Genomic DNA, 15,103 nt, shown 5'->3' on the forward strand with positions numbered 1-15,103 from the left:
CTGCCTGTGGGAGGGGCTGGCTGCCCGCAGGCCGCCAGTACGAGCATGATGACCATGATAAGCGTCTGTAGAAAGTGCTTGTTCATCCTTTAGCTCCTTGCCTAGATGCATCTGAGCTACACGAGCGTCGGAAGGCTGTTAGACGCCCAGGTACTCCAGTAATTGATGTTCGCGGGCTTGCACCTCCTTGTTGTCCAGCGCTTCCACGATCTGGCCCTGAGCCAACAAATAGTGCCGGTCGGCCACGGTTGTGGCGAAGTGTAGATTTTGCTCGATCAACAGCATCGTGACGCCGTGGGCCTTGACCTCGTTCAGGATCGAGCCGATCTGCCGCACCAGGATCGGTGCCAATCCTTCGGTCGGCTCGTCCAGCAGGAGCAGACGAGCGCCCATGCGCAGCACTCGCGCAATCGCCAGCATTTGCTGCTCGCCGCCGGAGAGCTTGGTGCCGGGCGAGCGGCGGCGCTCCTTGAGACGCGGAAACGACTCGTACACGCGCTCGATGCTCCATGCGTCGGGTCCGATCGTCGGCGGCAGCAAGAGATTTTCTTCTACCGAGAGGCTGGCGTAGACGCCCCGGTCGTCGGGCACGAATCCCAGGCCATGCCGCGCCCGCTCGTGGGCTGCGACGCGGGTCATATCGACTCCGTGGAGGTGCAGCTTGCCCTGCATCTGCTTATGCAGGCCCATCACACAGCGCAGGAGCGTGGTCTTACCGGCTCCGTTGCGGCCAACCAGCGTCACGACTTCGCCCTGATTGACCTCAAACGAGACATTGCGCAACACCTGCGCCTCGCCGTACCAGGCGGACAGTCCTTCGACTTTAAGCATGGACCTCTCCCAGGTACGCGGTGATCACCTGCGGATCGTGCCGCACGGCCTGATACGGCCCCTCGGCCAGCACGCTGCCGTACTGCAACACCGTCACGCGATCGGCGAGGCTCGAAACAACGCTCATGTTATGCTCCACCAGAATCACCGTCCGATTGGCCCGCACCTTGCGCACCAGCTCGATCGTGCGGTCGACATCTTCGAGGCCCATCCCGGCGGTCGGCTCATCCAGCAGCAGCAGCCGGGGAGAGAGCGCCAGCGCCAGCGCCAGCTCCAGCGCCCGCTTCTGCCCGTAGGGCAGGCTGCCGGCAGGCTTCCGGTACAGCGGCTCCAGGCCCACCTGCGCCAGCAGATCCATCGCCTGATCGCGAAAGCGCGCCAGCACCTTCTCCGGCGTCCAGAAGCGATAGCCCAGATTCGTGGCCGATTGCAGCGCCAGCTCGACGTGCTCCAGCACCGTGAGCTGCTCGAAGAGGCTGGTGATCTGGAACGAGCGCGCCACACCGCGCCGCGCGATCTGCTCCGGCGCGACTCCGGTGACATCATCTCCAAAGATCAACACCTGGCCTGAGGTCGGCTTGAGAAAGCCCGTGAGCAGATTGAAGAGCGTGGTCTTACCGGCACCGTTGGGACCGACCAGCGCATGTACATCGCCTTCTGCTACCTGAAGGTCCACCTCGTTGACGGCCCGAAAACCTCGAAACTCCTTCGTGAGCTTGCGCGTTTCCAGTACGGGCATAGGGCCTCTTTTCTAAGACGATCGCCATGAAAGGGAAGGTGTATCATTTTTGATCAGTGCGCTCAACGATGTCAACTTCGCCAGCGCGGCGATCGGAGCGCGATTCAAAACAGACCGCCGCCCTCGCATGAGGACGGCAGTGCGCGAGCGCTGAGAGCCAGCGGCGGGCTAGCCCTCAACGGCCTTGAGCGACGCCACGACGGGCGCTGCGGCGGTTTCAAGCTCCTTGTTGACGGCATCGAACGACGCCTGCGGATCTTCCTTGTTGACGATGATCCGCTCCAGGCCCTTGCCGATGATCTGATCGCCGTTGGGCACGAAGACGCGCGCGGCATCCTGCGGCTTGGTCTGCGGCAGCTGATCGACCGCCGTTTTGAACGATGGACGCTCCTTGAAGTACTCCTGCATCTCGGCGCTCTCGACGGCGCTCTTGCGCACAGGCATGTAGCCGGTGTTCTTGGCCCAGAACGTCGTGTTTTCGGGGCTGGTCGCAAACGCGATCCACTGCATCGTCGCCTGCTGCTTCTCGGCGGGAGCGCCCGCAAGGACCGCCAGGCCCGCGCCGCCGGTACAGCAGCCGAAGTTCTTCTTCTTGGGCAGGAACGCGGTGCCGAGCTGGAACTTCGCATCATTCAAGATGCCGCCCATCGAGCCGGTCGAGAGCATCGCCGCCGCGCCGACGCCGTTGATAAAGTCCTGAACCTCCTGCTTGGAGTAGATCGCCCAGCCATCTTTGTTGACGGTATCGCCATAGAACGCGCCCGCCGCGACCGTGTTCGGATCGGTCATGGTCATGGTGAAGTCGGGCGTGGAGTACTGGCCGCCGAACTGCCACACCACGCCCTGGAAGAGCCAGGCGATGTAGCCTGCGGCGCCCGGATGAATGAACGCGGCCTGCTTGATCGTGCTGCCATCTTTCTTGACCAGCTTGGGCGCCCACTCGGCGAACTCGTCCCAGGTTTCCGGCCCGCGATCCGGCAGCCCGGCCTCGGCCCACAGGTCTTTGTTGTAGTAGAAGAGCGGCGTCGAGCGCGCCATCGGCACCCAGTAGCTCACGCCTTTGCGCACGCCCTCGTTGAAGAGCACGTCCACGTAGTCGCTCTTGTCGATCTTGGCGGTGGCGAGCAGATCGTCGAGCGGCTGGAGCGCCCGCGCCAGGTAGAACTTGAACCACCACACGTCCGAGAGCAGCGAGACTTCGGGCGCGGTCTTGGACTGAAGCGCCGCCGTTAGCTTCTGCGCGGTTTCCTCGTAGTTGCCCTGGAACTGATAGTCTAGCGTGACATCCTGCTGCGCGCTGTTGAACTTATCGACCAGCGCCTTTTCTGTCTCGCCGTTCTTGCCGGTGAACGATCCCCAGTAGGTGATCTTGACCTTCGATCCCGGCTCCTTGACCAGCGGCACGGCGGTCGCATTGCTGCCCGCGCCGCTGCCCGTGCCGCTCGTCGCCCCCGCCGGAGCCTCAGGGGCGTTCGCGCCGCACGCGGTCAGCGCCAGCATCCCCGCCACTCCGACTCCACCCTTCAATACCTGCCGACGCGATACGTTCTTTTTCACAGGACCCTCTCCTTTGAGTCAGTTGGTCTAGCCCTTCACAGCGCCAGCAGCGATACCTTCGACGATATGCTTCTGCGCCCACAGAAAAACGATCAGCACGGGCAGCACGACGAAGATCGTCCCGGCCATCACGGTGCCCCACTGCGTGGTGCCTTCTTGATCGAGCAGCCGGTAGATACCGATCGGCAGCACGCGCATCTCCTGCGTATTCGTCGCCACCAGCGGCCAGAGAAAGTTATTCCATTTGGCGACGATCGAGATCAGCCCGAATGTCACCAGCGCCGGACGCGACAGCGGGATCACGACGCTCCACAGCGTGCGCAGGTGGCCCGCGCCGTCGACCCTGGCGGCGTCGAGCACCTCGCGCGGCAGGCTCAGAAACGTCTGCCGCAGCAGAAACGTGCCATATGCCACCGCAGCGCCCGGCACGATGATGCCCTGGTAGGTATCGACCCAGCCCAGCCGAGCGATCGTCAGGTAGTTCGTCAGGATCGTCACCTGATCGGGCACCATCAGCGCGGCCAGCAGCAGCAGAAAAAACCACTCCTTCTTCGGAAAGCGCAGAAACGCGAAGGCATACGCCGAGGTCGTCGCCAGCACGATCTCCGCGCCGCTGCCGAGCGCGGTGGTGATGATCGTGTTGAGGTAGTAGCGGCCAAATGGCGCGGCGCGCCAGGCCCGGCCAAAGTTCTCCAGCGTCGGCGCGTGCGGCACCCAGGTGACGGGAATCTGGTAGATCTCGGAGTTTTCCTTGAACGCCGCCGCGACCATCCAGTACATCGGCAGGCCCATCGCCAGCAGCGCCAGCAGCATCAGGCCGTAGCTCAGCAGCGCGTAGCGCAGCGGCAGCCGCGATGCGCGCCCGCCGGAGCTTGAAGTTCTCAGGATTGTGACATCTTCTGCAATCGCCATCGAGCTTCCTTCTTCCGAGCGATCAGGCGTAGGTGACGCGCCGCTCGGTGTAGCGCATCTGGACCATCGTAAACGCGAGCATCATGCCGAAGAGCAGCACCGCCGCCACGCCCGCACGCCCGGCGTTGAACCCGATAAAGCCCTGCTCGTAGAGATAGTAGATCAGCGTGTTGGTCGCATCGACCGGCCCGCCGTCAGTCATGGTTTTGATGATGTCGAACGCCTGGAACGAGCTGAGAAAGCCCGTCAGCACCAGGAAGAACATCACCGGCGATAGTCCCGGCAGCGTCACGTAGCGGAAGCGCTGCCAGGCGCTCGCGCCATCGACCCGCGCCGCCTCGTACAGCTCGCGGGGAATGCCTTGCAGCCCGGCCAGAAAGATGACTACCGAGTAGCCGATGTTTTTCCAGACATAGACGATGATCACCGCAGGCATCGCCCAGCGCGGATTGGTCAGCCAGGCGGGCGAGTTCGCGCCGAACCAGCCGAGCATCGCGTCGAGCAGCCCGTAGCGCGGATCGAAGATGTAGATCCATACGATGCCGATCGCCGCGCCCGATAGCACCGTCGGCGCGAAGAGCACCGCGCGCACGCCGTTTCGCCCGCGTAGGGGCTGGTTGAGCAGCAGCGCCGCGCCCAGACCCAGCACCGTGGTCAGCAGCACGGAGACGCCCGTGAAGTAGAAGGTGTTGAAGAGCACTTGCTTGAAGCTCGGATCGGCAAACATCGCCCGATAGTTGCTCGGCCCGACCCACACCTTGACCGGCGAGATCATGTCCCACTGCACGAAGCTCAGGTAGGCGTTGTAGATCAGGGGCCAGAAGGTAAACACGCCGAACAGCAAGAGATTCGGGCCTACCAGCAGAATGAACAGCAGCCACTCGCGATACTCTGACGCCGAGATAGAACGGGATCGGTTGAGCACGGCATCTACTCCAATTCCAATCGATGCGCTGCGCATGTGGGATAGGTTGAGGTTCGCCACCGCCGACTCCACACATGGTGCAGCGGCGAAGTATGGCGCGGCGAGTTTAAACTTAATAAGATTTCTTGTCAAGATGGAATTAAGCGCGGCTCAAGCGTAGGTTACTCTGCGGGCAGATTCACAGCAACGCCCGCGCATCCACGACGATCTGCGGAAAACAGCCCAAAAACACCATTGCTTGAATAGGCGACGAGCTATACAATCGTCGGCGTATGCTGTTGAAAGACGAATTGGTAACATATACGCTTGAGCTAGACAGCAAACTGATCATGGTCGAGCACGTCCCGGCACGAGTCGATCCCGAAACGGGCGAGCGATTTTTTGCACCCGAAACAGTCGAGCGACTACAGCAGATTGTCTGGGGCCAGGGCCAGCCCAAGCGCATCGTTGAAACGCCGGTTTTCGAGTTTACCGCAGCATAATGATACACCAAGCGCCTCAAAACATCTCGCTCACAGCAACGCCCGCGCATCCACGACGATCTGCGGGCGAGACAGCCGCGCCAGGTCCAGCGTGCCGATCAGCTCGCGCGGCAGCACCTCGGCGGGCGCGGAGATCAGCCCGGCCCACGCGGCAAGCCAGCCGACGATCTGTGCGGGACGCTTGCCCGCCGCCCGCAGCGCCGCGACCGCCAGCGACGCCTGGCGCTTCGAGAGTCGGTGGCCGTCGGGATCGACCAGCAGCGGCACGTGTCCAAACTGCGGCGGCGTGTAGCCCAGCGCCCGGTGCAGCCAGATCTGCCGCGCCGTGCTGTCGAGCAGATCCGCGCCACGGATCACGTGCGTGATCTCCATCAGCCCATCGTCCACCACCACCGCGAGCTGGTAGGCGTGAACGCCGTCGGCGCGGCGGATCACGAAATCGCCCGCCGCCTGCGCCAGGTCCTCGCCGATCGGCCCCTGGCACAGATCGACGAACTGCACCGTCGCGACATTGTCGGGCATGCGCACGCGCAGACAGGGCCGACGACCAGCTACCTCGCGCGCCTGACGAGCCACGGGGCCGAGCGCCCAACAGTCGTTCGGGCAGTGCTCGCGCTGTCCCACACCGTGCGGAGCCGACGCGGCGGCGCGCACCTCGGCGCGCGTGCAGTAGCAGGCGTAGATCAGCCCTTGCGCGGCCAGTCGGTCGAGCGCCTGAGCGTACAGCGCCCGCCGCCGATCCTGCTCGTACGGCTCGTACGGCCCGCCGATGTCGGGTCCTTCATCCCAATCCAGCCCTAGCCAGCGCAGATCGTCGAGCAGTTGCGCGGCCAGGTGTGCCCGCGAGCGATCGGGATCGAGGTCTTCCATGCGCAGCACGAACGCGCCGCCGCGCTGGCGCGCATCCAGCCAGGCCAGCAGCGCCGTCCAGACATTGCCTAGATGAATTGCGCCGGTTGGGCTGGGCGCAAACCGGCCACGAGCAGGACGTAGATCGTTGATCATGTCGGTATTGTACAAAATGCGAGCCTGTCCTTCACCCACCGGATGACATTGATCGTCCGCCTGGATTAATCTCTATAACAGCCTTACACTTGCGCCGCTCGATCGAGCCGTACGATGGTCCTGCCAACCTGGCACTCCAATTGCTATAGCACATGTTGAAAATCGAGGCTTGACAGATTGTGGATGATTGGTGTACAAGATGTGTAAAGACTATGCCAGGATCGCATCGAGACATACAGCGCTTCGCGAAGTTGAGGGCCGTGCTCCCCGCTTGGGGAACACGGCCCTTTTTTTGCCGGGCGTGTCGTGCATCTTGGTCGCCACTACCACCCCTGCCAGCCTCGCCGATCTCCATCGAAGCACCCCATTCGCCTGTGCTATCGCAGACCATGTTAGCGACAAGGAGCTACATCTATGTCTGATCGCCGCAGCCAGCGCATCCGAGAGCAGCTTCGCCAGCACCCGAACCCGCGCAGCCGCAACGCGCCGGAGACACTTTCGTTTGCGGAGCAGATGCGCCGTGTCTATGCGCCCGCGCAGGCGCAGCCCGCCTCGCCGACCGATCACCACGCGCAGCTCGCGCGCCAGCTTGGGTCACGCCGCTCGCGACGCTAGCGGACGGCTGTAGGGCAGCCCCGTTGCCCTCATCGGCGTAGCACAGCGACGTGCTGCGATCTTGCCGCGTCGATTGCATCAGTCGCAGCCGCGCTCGATGGCAGCGACCCCCACCGCTTACTGTGCCGTATATCCTCCATCCACCAGATACGTCGCGCCCGTAAGGAAGGCCGCCTCATCCGATGCCAGGAACGTGATCAGATGAGCGACATCGCCGGGCTCGCCCAGCCGCCCAATCGGATGCAGCGCCAGGACCGCCTCTTCATAGCCTGTGATCATCGGCGTGCGAATGAACGCAGGCGAAACCGCCACGACACGAATGCCGTTCGGCGCAAGCTCAAGCGCCGCCGCTTTGGTCAGGCCCAACACGCCATGCTTGGCAGCGGTGTAGGCCGGAGCGCCGTTGAACGCGACCACTCCCAGGATCGACGAGACGTTGACGATCACGCCGGCCCGCTGCTGGGCCTTCATCGCTCGCGCCGCATGCTTGATGCCGTAGAAGACGCTGCTCAGATTCGTCGCGATGACCCGCTGCCAGTCGGCATCGCTGCGCTCGTCGATCGGTACCGGCTGCTCGCCAACGCCTGCGTTGTTCACCAGAATATCCACCGCGCCAAACTCGGCTACGGCTCGATCGATCAGGCTGCGCACGGCATCTTCTTGCGAGACATCGGTTGGAACGCTCAGCACGCGCGCGTCCTGCCGGACAAGCTCATCGGCGAGCACCTGGGCGGCATCGGCGTTGATGTCGGCGAGAACCACTGCCGCGCCCTCGCGCGCGAGCTGCCGCGCCGTTTCCGCTCCAATGCCGCTCCCGGCTCCCGTCACAATCGCCACTTTACGATCAAAACGACCCATAAGGAACCTCCATTCCCATAGGATCAGTGTACGGGCAGATTGCGCGCGGAGCGGCGCACAAAAGCTACCTGGCTGTAGAGATTTCTTCACCAAGCGCTGGCGGTCGCCGGAGCTGATCGATCGCTCACGGTTTCCTGGGCGATAAACTTGGGGTATACTGCGGAAGAATCGTTGAGTGCTAGGAGATTTCAATGTCTAGTTCGGCACAAACATTGCCGCACTGGGATATGACCGTCGTCTATCCCAGCCTTAAGTCGCCCGAATTTGCGGAGGGCGTTCAATCTCTCACCCAGAGCATCACCGACCTTGAGCAGCTCTTCGATACCTACCATATCGCCAAGCGCGAGGCTACACCCCTGGATGCTGCAACCGTTCAGGCGTTCGAGGCGGCGATCGAGGGTTATAATGCGGTGCTGACGGATCATCGCCTGATCCATGCGTATATCTCCAGCTTCGTCACGACCGACTCGCGCGACGACGAGGCGCAGGCGCGACTGAGCGAGCTGCAACAGGAGGCTGTGCGCATCACGCAGCTCGATACGCGGCTCACGGCCTGGATCGGCAACCTGGATGTCGAGGCGCTGATCCGCCAGTCGGAGGTCGCGCAGGATCATGCCTTTGCGCTGCGGCAGTTCAAGCAGCAGGCCGAGCATCTGATGTCGCCCGCCGAGGAGGCGCTGGCGACAGAGCTGAGCCTCAGCGGCAGCACGGCCTGGAGCAAGCTCCACAGCAACGTGACATCGCAGCTGATGGTGCCCTTCGAGCAGGACGGACAGGTCAGCGATCTGCCGATGAGCGTGATCCGTAATCTCGCGTTCGAGGACGAGCGCGATGTGCGCCGCCGGGCCTACGAGGCCGAGATCGCAAGCTGGGAGCGCGCCGCGCTGCCGCTGGCCGCCGCGCTCAACAGCATCAAGGCCGAGGTCAACACGCTCAGCCGTCGCCGGGGCTGGAACTCGCCGCTCGACCAGGCGCTCTTCGACAACAACATCGATCGCCAGACGCTCGATGCGATGATGGAGGCGGCCCGCGAGTCGTTTCCCGATTTCCGCCGCTACCTGCGCACGAAGGCCCGCGCGATCGGCGTTGAGCAGCTGCCCTGGTACGACCTCTTCGCGCCAGTCGGCACGAGCGATAAGGTCTGGGAGTTCGACACGGCCAGAGATTTTATTATCGAGCAGTTCGGCACGTATTCCGACAAAATGCGCGATTTTGCGATCCGCGCCTTCAGTGAAAACTGGGTCGATGCGGAGCCGCGCCCAGGCAAGCGCGACGGCGCGTACTGCATGGGCCTGCGCAAGGACGAGTCGCGCGTGTTTGCGAACTTCAAGCCCGCGTTCGGCGGCATGAGCACACTCGCCCACGAGCTGGGCCACGCCTACCACAACCTCAACCTCGCCGAGCGCACCATGCTTCAGCGCGCCACGCCGATGGTCCTGGCCGAAACTGCCAGCATCTTCTGCGAGACGATCGTGCGCCGGGCCGCGCTCCAGCAATCGGACCTTCAGGAGCAGATCTCGATTCTGGAGGCGACGCTCCAGAGCGCCTGCCAGGTCGTCGTCGACATCAGCAGCCGCTTCCTGTTCGAGCAGCGCGTCTTCGAGACTCGCCAGCAGCGCGAGCTGTCGGTCGACGATTTCTGCCGCCTGATGCTCGACGCGCAGCGCGAAACCTACGGCGACGGCCTGGATCAGGATGTGCTCCATCCCTACATGTGGGCCGTCAAAGGCCACTACTACAGCGGCAACCGCTCGTTCTACAACTATCCCTACATGTTCGGGATGCTCTTCGGCCTGGGCCTGTACGCGCGCTACCAGGAGGATGCCGAGGCCTTCAAGCGCGGCTACGACGATCTGCTGTCGTCGACTGGCCTGGCCGACGCGGCGACGCTGGCCGAGCGCTTCGGCATCGACATTCGCACGCCCGACTTCTGGCGCTCCAGCCTCGACATCGTCCGCGACGACATCCGGCGCTTCGAGCAGGTGATCGAGCCGAGGCTGGGCTGGGGCGCGCCGCAGGAATCGGCATCCGATGCGTCGTAACGCCGCAGCGCCCGGCAGCACCGACTCCGCTCCGCAGCTTGTGATCACGATGGCGCACGGCCCGCATCCTGAGATCGAGCACAATCTGCGGAGCGTCTTTGGCGCGATCACCGCCGCAGCGCCGTCTGCCGCGCCGGAGCAGATCGCGGCGCAGGCGAGCGACCTGCTTGGGCGCGGCACGTCTGCTACGCTGGAGGCCGAGCGCGGCCCGTGGAGCCGCTACCGGATCGCGGTGCGGGTGCAGGGCATGCCGGTGACGATCGCGACCGTTGAGCTGACGCTGCCGGGGTAGGGGCGAAGAACAAAGAACAAAGGAACAAAAGAGCAACGCCTTAAACCTTGTTCGCTTGTTCCTTTGTTCCCCCGCCATCAGAGCAGCGGACGCAGCGGCGCTAAGACCGTCTCGCTGAACTTCGCAATCAGCGGACGCTGCCGCCACTCCTCAAGCGTCAGCTCGTGCGCGTTGGTCGAATCGTTGGCGAAAATCCGCTCCATCTCCTGCGCGATCGTCTCGTCGAAAAACTCGACATTGATCTCATAGTTGCCTACCAGACTCAGCCGATCCAGATTCGCGGTGCCGATCGTCGACCATTGGCCGTCGATTGTGGCCGTCTTGGCATGAACCATCGCGTCCTGATAAAGCAGCAGCTTGATGCCACCGGCCAGACAGCGCGTATAGAAGCCGCGTGCCAGCCAGTCGGCGACGATATGGTTGGAGGTGTTGGGCAGCAGAATGCGCACATCTACGCCGCGCTCGGCGGCAGCCAGCAGCCCGCGCAGAATCGCCGAGTCGGGGATGAAATAGGCGTGTGTCAGATAGATATGGTGCTGCGCTCGATCGATCGCCTCAAGGTACATCGCGCGGATCGGAAACATCAGCGTCTTAGGCACGTTCCGATGGACTCTGACGCGCGGCTCCCACACGCCCGTGCCGGCATCCGAGAGCTGCGGCAGATGCGGCAGACAGTGCAGGTTCCAGAAGTCGATAAAGGCGTTCTCCAGATCCCAGGCGACCGGCCCCGTCAGCCGTACATGCGTATCGCGCCACTCGATGGCGTAGCGCGCGCCGATGTTATAGCCGCCGATAAACGCGGTCTTGCCGTCGACCACCAGGATTTTGCGGTGATCGCGTCCGTAGTTGCGCGGATCGAGCATGCGCCACGGCTTGGGAAAGACGCGAAACTCCAGCACATGGAGCGTCGCCGGAAAGCGCTTGAAGCGTCGCGGCACCACCAGGTTGGCGAAGCCGTCGAAGACCACATAGACCTCGATGCCGCGCTTGGCCGCAAGCTCCAGCTCCTGCTTGAAGCGCTTGCCAACGTGATCGCCCTTCCAGATAAATGTTTCCAGCAGAATACGCTTCTCGGCATGGCGAATTGCATGGAGCATCGCCTCGTAGAGATCTTCGCCGTAGGTGTAGATCTGCACCTGATTTGTGCCAATCTGGCTTGGATCGGGACGTGTGCGCGGAAAGCGGCCCTGCGACTGGTAGCGCTTGCGCCATGTATCGATCGCGACTAGCGTGCTGATGATCACGCCCTGGAGCGCAAAGATCGCGATGATCGCGCGTTTGAGAGTTCTAAATAGCACTGTTTGCATCATGCATATTCTCGTGATGTAACGTTGCGGCAGATTGCTCTGTTTGCATTGTATATCACGATCTGGCTTCGATGCCTGACTCGCTGGATGATATACAACGCAGGCTATTTGTGTTATATATACACAATGTAGCACAAGCTCCCAGACGCTCGTTTATACTCGGACATGGTTTGAGTTCGAGCAGGACCAAAGGATCAGCATATGGCGCATCAACCGATCACTCACGGTATTTTATTCACCGATCAGTACCAGCTCACGATGGCGCAGGTCTATTTTCGGCTCGGCATTCACGAGCAACCGGCGCTCTTCGAGCATTTCTTCCGCTCGTATCCCGACTACCGGCGGCATCAGGCGGGCTATTGTATCAGCGCGGGGCTACAGCCGTTCGTGCAGTGGATGCAGGCAGCCTCCTTCGGCGAGACGGAGGTCGAGATTTTGCGGGCACAGCGCAGCCGTACGGGAGCGCCGCTCTTTGCCGACGATTTTCTGCAATGGCTGCGGCGCAGCGGCTCCTTCGACGGCCTTACGCTCGCGGCGCTGCCCGAAGGACGGGTCGCCCATCCCCACATGCCTCTGACGGTCGTTCGGGGACCGCTGGCGCTGGCACAGATCCTTGAGACTTCGCTGCTCAATCATATCAACTACCAGACCTTGATCGCGACGAAAGCGGCGCGTATGCGTGAGAGCGCCGGCGAGGGCACCGTGATGGAGTTCGGCCTGCGCCGCGCGCAGGATACCGGTGCGAATGCCGGAACACGGGCGGCGCTGATCGGCGGCGCGGACTTTAGCTCCAATCTCGGCATGTCGGCGGCGCTGGGCCTTCCGGCCAAAGGCACGCATGCTCACAGCATGGTGCAGGCAGCGATGGTGCTGGGCCTGGGCGAGCTTGGCGCATTTCGCGCGTACGCCGAAACCTATCCCGACGACACCCTGCTGCTGGTCGATACGATCGATACGCTCGGCAGCGGCGTGCCCAACGCGATCACCGTCTTTGAAGAGCTGCGCCGCAAAGGTCACGAGCCGGTCGGGATTCGCCTCGATTCAGGCGATCTGGCGTATCTCAGCATCCAGGCAGGCAAGATGCTCAATCAGGCGGGCTTTCCCAACACCTCGATCGTGCTCTCGAACGATCTGGATGAGCTGGTGATCTGGCAGATTTTGACGCAGATCCGGGCTGAAGCACCGCAGGAGGGTCTGGAGCCCGAAGCGCTGATCAAACGGCTCGTCTTTGGCGTCGGCACGCAGCTCATCACCTCCACCGGCTACCCGGCGCTCGGCGGCGTGTACAAGCTGGTCGCGCTATGTGGCGATGAAGGCTGGCGTCCGGCGATCAAAATCTCCGACTCGCCCGACAAGATCGCCAACCCTGGGCATAAGCGCTGCTGGCGGCTCTACGATCAGCGCAACCGCGCGACGGCTGACCTGATGGCGCTTGAGGAAGAAGACATCCCGAACATGCCGGAGATCGTCCTGCGACACCCGTCGGATGTCACCAAGACGCGCATCGTCCATCGCGGCGACACAACGCTGGAGCTGCTGCACCGCGAGATCGTGCGTGATGGCCGCGTGGTCTATGACTGGCCCTCGCTGGAAGAGATGCGCCAGACCCGGCGCGAGGACGTATCGCGCCTCGATCCTGGTGTGCGCCGCCTGATCCACCCGCACATCTACCACGTGTCGCTGACCGAGGCGCTCTGGAATCTCAAGTACGAGCTGATCGCTGCGGCAAGGCGCTAGGGGCCGTGAGGCCGGGGGTGTGGGGGCCAACCCCCACCATCTTTCTTCTGCCCCCTCGCCTGATAGAGAACAAAGAACAACGGAACAAAGAACAAAGCCGTTAGCTCCTGTTCTCTGTTCTTTGTTCTTTGTTCTTTGTTCTCCGTTCTACTAAATATCCGGCGGCGGCTCAGGCTCGCCCTGAATATCGCCGTGCCAGCGCTCCAGCCAGTCCATCGCCTCGCGCAGCCGTCCGTAGGGCAGATTGCGATACGAGCTGATCCCAAACTGGCGGTGCAGGCCGCTGAAGACGCCGCTGTACTCGTTGCGCCGCGAGCGAGCGGCCAGACTATGCGCCACGCGCCGCACGGCCCGCGCGAGATCGAGCGCCGGAGAATGACGCTCCGAGATCTCGCCCGGCATGGAGCGATTGCCATTGGCGCGATCGAACTCCAGCTGCCGCTCGATCAACATCTGCTGCCGCGCCAGCGCCGCCTGCGCCATCGCCCCCTGATACGCCTGCTCGGCGGGGATCATCTCGGTGCGATCGGGCAAGATCGCGTCTTCGGGGCCGAAGCCCTGCGGCTTGAACGCCTGCCACAGCACCGAGGCGCACTCTTGCTGGTACTGGATCAGCTTGCTGCGTGTCGCGCTGCCGACCAGCATCGCGTCGATCGTGCAGAGCCACAGCGGCACAAGATCCACGCGCAGCCCCAGGCCATCACGGCCCAGCGAGCGGAGGCCATTCACCAGGATGCTGTGCGCTTCGAGCGCGCGTGCCTGCGCTGCCGGCTCTAAGCCGAGCGTCTCACACAGGCGGTTCAGCGGCACATAGACTTCGTTGGCATCGAGATCTTGCAGCGCGATAATGTCATCTTCGTAGAAGACGAAACGCGGACTATACCCATCGGATCGAGAACGATTCATAGGCCAGCACGTCCCTTCTATTAGCAGTTGCTCTGATCTTATCAAGGCGAGTGCCACAGCACAAGTTTTCGTGAAAAGCCGCTGAGAAACTTGCAGGCACGCCGTGCTGGCGTGCCCTAGAAGAAAAATGAACTGTATCGTCGCTCAGCCTTTGGGAGGCTGCGGCTCAAGCCACATCACCTTTTCCTCGGTGCGCTGCTGCAAATGGCCGCCCTGCCAGGTTTCGGTGACACGCCAGCCCATCGCGATCACGCGCGCCGTGGTCGGCGGCTGCGGGCGGCTAAGCGGCTGGGGCTGCTGCTGCTGGCGACGTTGCAGCCAGGCCAGGCCAGCCTCGGCGGCGAGCGTCGCGACGCCGAGCGCCATCACCCGGCCCGCCTGCTTCCACGGCACGGGAACCTGCCACGATCGCTGGGCGAGCGAGGCGGCGGGTCGAGGCGCGAGCGGCTGATCCAGCGCCGCGCCACAGCGCCCACAGTAGGCATGCTCGCTCGGATTACCCGCATCGCAGCGGGGACAGATGCGTTCTACCATGCGCTCCTGCCTTTCATTTGCGGCGGAAAAAACCTCGCTTCTGCGGCGGCTGCGCCATCAGCCCCTCACGCAGCGCGGCTACATCCTCGCCGCTGGATAGCGTGCCGACCGGCGCGCTCGGCGCTTCGGGACGGGCTATTGCTGGACCCTGTGCAGGTAATTCTACTCCTGTTTGCGCTCCGTTGGTAGGCGCGGCAGGCTTCTCGGATGGCTTGGTCGGAGCGAATGCCGTCACGGGCGGCAGCGCGCCGAGCGCCTCCATCCAGCCCAGCAGCATCGTGCGGCGCTGCGTCAGATCGTCCGGCAGCGTCAGCGGACGTGGCCGCGCGTCGATGATCACGCCGAGCGCGCTGCCGCTGAT

Annotated in this window: 16 protein-coding genes; 5 read left to right on the top strand and 11 right to left on the bottom strand. The window is 63.1% G+C overall.

What is annotated here, in order from left to right; all coding sequences use genetic code 11:
- Positions 1 to 138: 138 nt before the first annotated feature.
- The 5 genes from VFZ66_07325 to VFZ66_07345 form a co-directional block, all read right to left on the bottom strand.
- A complete protein-coding gene (locus VFZ66_07325) occupies positions 139 to 831 on the bottom strand; it encodes an ABC transporter ATP-binding protein (protein ID HEX6288984.1) in 693 nt (230 codons plus the stop codon).
- Positions 824 to 1,570 carry an ABC transporter ATP-binding protein gene (locus VFZ66_07330; GenBank protein HEX6288985.1) on the bottom strand — a complete coding sequence of 249 codons (747 nt, stop codon included), beginning with the start codon at positions 1,568 to 1,570 and terminating at the stop codon, positions 824 to 826. The genes VFZ66_07325 and VFZ66_07330 overlap by 8 nt, the downstream gene beginning before the upstream one ends.
- A gap of 168 nt (positions 1,571 to 1,738) precedes the next feature.
- Positions 1,739 to 3,127, bottom strand: coding sequence for an ABC transporter substrate-binding protein (locus VFZ66_07335; protein ID HEX6288986.1), 1,389 nt, complete (start codon positions 3,125 to 3,127; stop codon positions 1,739 to 1,741).
- Between the two features lie 27 nt (positions 3,128 to 3,154).
- Positions 3,155 to 4,039 carry a carbohydrate ABC transporter permease gene (locus VFZ66_07340; protein ID HEX6288987.1) on the bottom strand — a complete coding sequence of 295 codons (885 nt, stop codon included), beginning with the start codon at positions 4,037 to 4,039 and terminating at the stop codon, positions 3,155 to 3,157.
- Between the two features lie 22 nt (positions 4,040 to 4,061).
- Positions 4,062 to 4,964 carry a sugar ABC transporter permease gene (locus tag VFZ66_07345; protein ID HEX6288988.1) on the bottom strand — a complete coding sequence of 301 codons (903 nt, stop codon included), beginning with the start codon at positions 4,962 to 4,964 and terminating at the stop codon, positions 4,062 to 4,064.
- Between the two features lie 329 nt (positions 4,965 to 5,293).
- On the opposite strand from VFZ66_07345, the gene VFZ66_07350 reads away from it, so the two are divergent.
- Positions 5,294 to 5,446 (top strand): hypothetical protein, encoded by a 153-nt coding sequence (locus VFZ66_07350; protein HEX6288989.1) that lies wholly within the window; start codon positions 5,294 to 5,296, stop codon positions 5,444 to 5,446.
- Between the two features lie 30 nt (positions 5,447 to 5,476).
- Here the strand turns inward: VFZ66_07350 and gluQRS are convergent, their stop codons facing one another.
- The gene (gluQRS, locus tag VFZ66_07355; protein ID HEX6288990.1) at positions 5,477 to 6,466 is read right to left on the bottom strand and encodes a tRNA glutamyl-Q(34) synthetase GluQRS; all 990 of its coding nucleotides are present in this window, start codon (positions 6,464 to 6,466) and stop codon (positions 5,477 to 5,479) included.
- 399 nt (positions 6,467 to 6,865) lie between these two features.
- Here gluQRS and VFZ66_07360 point away from each other — a divergent pair, with 399 nt between their 5' ends.
- Entirely contained in the window at positions 6,866 to 7,066 is a 201-nt protein-coding gene (locus VFZ66_07360; GenBank protein ID HEX6288991.1) for a hypothetical protein, read from the top strand.
- Between the two features lie 117 nt (positions 7,067 to 7,183).
- Here the strand turns inward: VFZ66_07360 and VFZ66_07365 are convergent, their stop codons facing one another.
- Positions 7,184 to 7,924, bottom strand: coding sequence for an SDR family NAD(P)-dependent oxidoreductase (locus tag VFZ66_07365; protein HEX6288992.1), 741 nt, complete (start codon positions 7,922 to 7,924; stop codon positions 7,184 to 7,186).
- 191 nt (positions 7,925 to 8,115) lie between these two features.
- Here VFZ66_07365 and VFZ66_07370 point away from each other — a divergent pair, with 191 nt between their 5' ends.
- Both VFZ66_07370 and VFZ66_07375 read left to right on the top strand, forming a co-directional pair.
- Positions 8,116 to 9,966 carry a M3 family oligoendopeptidase gene (locus VFZ66_07370; protein ID HEX6288993.1) on the top strand — a complete coding sequence of 617 codons (1,851 nt, stop codon included), beginning with the start codon at positions 8,116 to 8,118 and terminating at the stop codon, positions 9,964 to 9,966.
- Positions 9,956 to 10,258 carry a hypothetical protein gene (locus VFZ66_07375; GenBank protein ID HEX6288994.1) on the top strand — a complete coding sequence of 101 codons (303 nt, stop codon included), beginning with the start codon at positions 9,956 to 9,958 and terminating at the stop codon, positions 10,256 to 10,258. Before VFZ66_07370 ends, VFZ66_07375 begins: the two co-directional genes overlap by 11 nt.
- A 77-nt stretch (positions 10,259 to 10,335) precedes the next feature.
- On the opposite strand, the gene VFZ66_07380 is transcribed toward VFZ66_07375, so the two are convergent.
- Positions 10,336 to 11,568, bottom strand: coding sequence for a phosphatidylserine/phosphatidylglycerophosphate/cardiolipin synthase family protein (locus VFZ66_07380; protein HEX6288995.1), 1,233 nt, complete (start codon positions 11,566 to 11,568; stop codon positions 10,336 to 10,338).
- Positions 11,569 to 11,766: 198 nt separating this feature from the next.
- Here VFZ66_07380 and VFZ66_07385 point away from each other — a divergent pair, with 198 nt between their 5' ends.
- Positions 11,767 to 13,302 carry a nicotinate phosphoribosyltransferase gene (locus VFZ66_07385; protein HEX6288996.1) on the top strand — a complete coding sequence of 512 codons (1,536 nt, stop codon included), beginning with the start codon at positions 11,767 to 11,769 and terminating at the stop codon, positions 13,300 to 13,302.
- A gap of 150 nt (positions 13,303 to 13,452) precedes the next feature.
- On the opposite strand, the gene VFZ66_07390 is transcribed toward VFZ66_07385, so the two are convergent.
- The 3 genes from VFZ66_07390 to VFZ66_07400 form a co-directional block, all read right to left on the bottom strand.
- A complete protein-coding gene (locus VFZ66_07390) occupies positions 13,453 to 14,208 on the bottom strand; it encodes a phage antirepressor N-terminal domain-containing protein (GenBank protein ID HEX6288997.1) in 756 nt (251 codons plus the stop codon).
- Positions 14,209 to 14,352: 144 nt separating this feature from the next.
- Complete coding sequence (locus VFZ66_07395) at positions 14,353 to 14,742, bottom strand: hypothetical protein (protein HEX6288998.1); 390 nt, start codon at positions 14,740 to 14,742, stop codon at positions 14,353 to 14,355.
- A gap of 13 nt (positions 14,743 to 14,755) precedes the next feature.
- A partial coding sequence (locus VFZ66_07400; GenBank protein ID HEX6288999.1) for a hypothetical protein occupies positions 14,756 to 15,103 on the bottom strand: 348 nt, incomplete at its 5' end.

This window comes from Herpetosiphonaceae bacterium (assembly GCA_036374795.1).
Lineage (GTDB): Bacteria > Chloroflexota > Chloroflexia > Chloroflexales > Kallotenuaceae > LB3-1.

What these genes read in the sequence shown, in the direction of transcription:
- VFZ66_07380 (HEX6288995.1), bottom strand. Translation starts at nt 11,568, where the DNA reads ATGATGCAAACAGTGCTATTTAGAACTCTCAAACGCGCGATCATCGCG.
- VFZ66_07350 (HEX6288989.1), top strand. Translation starts at nt 5,294, where the DNA reads ATGGTCGAGCACGTCCCGGCACGAGTCGATCCCGAAACGGGCGAGCGA.
- VFZ66_07365 (HEX6288992.1), bottom strand. Translation starts at nt 7,924, where the DNA reads ATGGGTCGTTTTGATCGTAAAGTGGCGATTGTGACGGGAGCCGGGAGC.
- VFZ66_07325 (HEX6288984.1), bottom strand. Translation starts at nt 831, where the DNA reads ATGCTTAAAGTCGAAGGACTGTCCGCCTGGTACGGCGAGGCGCAGGTG.
- VFZ66_07340 (HEX6288987.1), bottom strand. Translation starts at nt 4,039, where the DNA reads ATGGCGATTGCAGAAGATGTCACAATCCTGAGAACTTCAAGCTCCGGC.
- VFZ66_07360 (HEX6288991.1), top strand. Translation starts at nt 6,866, where the DNA reads ATGTCTGATCGCCGCAGCCAGCGCATCCGAGAGCAGCTTCGCCAGCAC.
- VFZ66_07390 (HEX6288997.1), bottom strand. Translation starts at nt 14,208, where the DNA reads ATGAATCGTTCTCGATCCGATGGGTATAGTCCGCGTTTCGTCTTCTAC.
- VFZ66_07330 (HEX6288985.1), bottom strand. Translation starts at nt 1,570, where the DNA reads ATGCCCGTACTGGAAACGCGCAAGCTCACGAAGGAGTTTCGAGGTTTT.
- VFZ66_07395 (HEX6288998.1), bottom strand. Translation starts at nt 14,742, where the DNA reads ATGGTAGAACGCATCTGTCCCCGCTGCGATGCGGGTAATCCGAGCGAG.
- VFZ66_07370 (HEX6288993.1), top strand. Translation starts at nt 8,116, where the DNA reads ATGTCTAGTTCGGCACAAACATTGCCGCACTGGGATATGACCGTCGTC.
- VFZ66_07385 (HEX6288996.1), top strand. Translation starts at nt 11,767, where the DNA reads ATGGCGCATCAACCGATCACTCACGGTATTTTATTCACCGATCAGTAC.
- VFZ66_07375 (HEX6288994.1), top strand. Translation starts at nt 9,956, where the DNA reads ATGCGTCGTAACGCCGCAGCGCCCGGCAGCACCGACTCCGCTCCGCAG.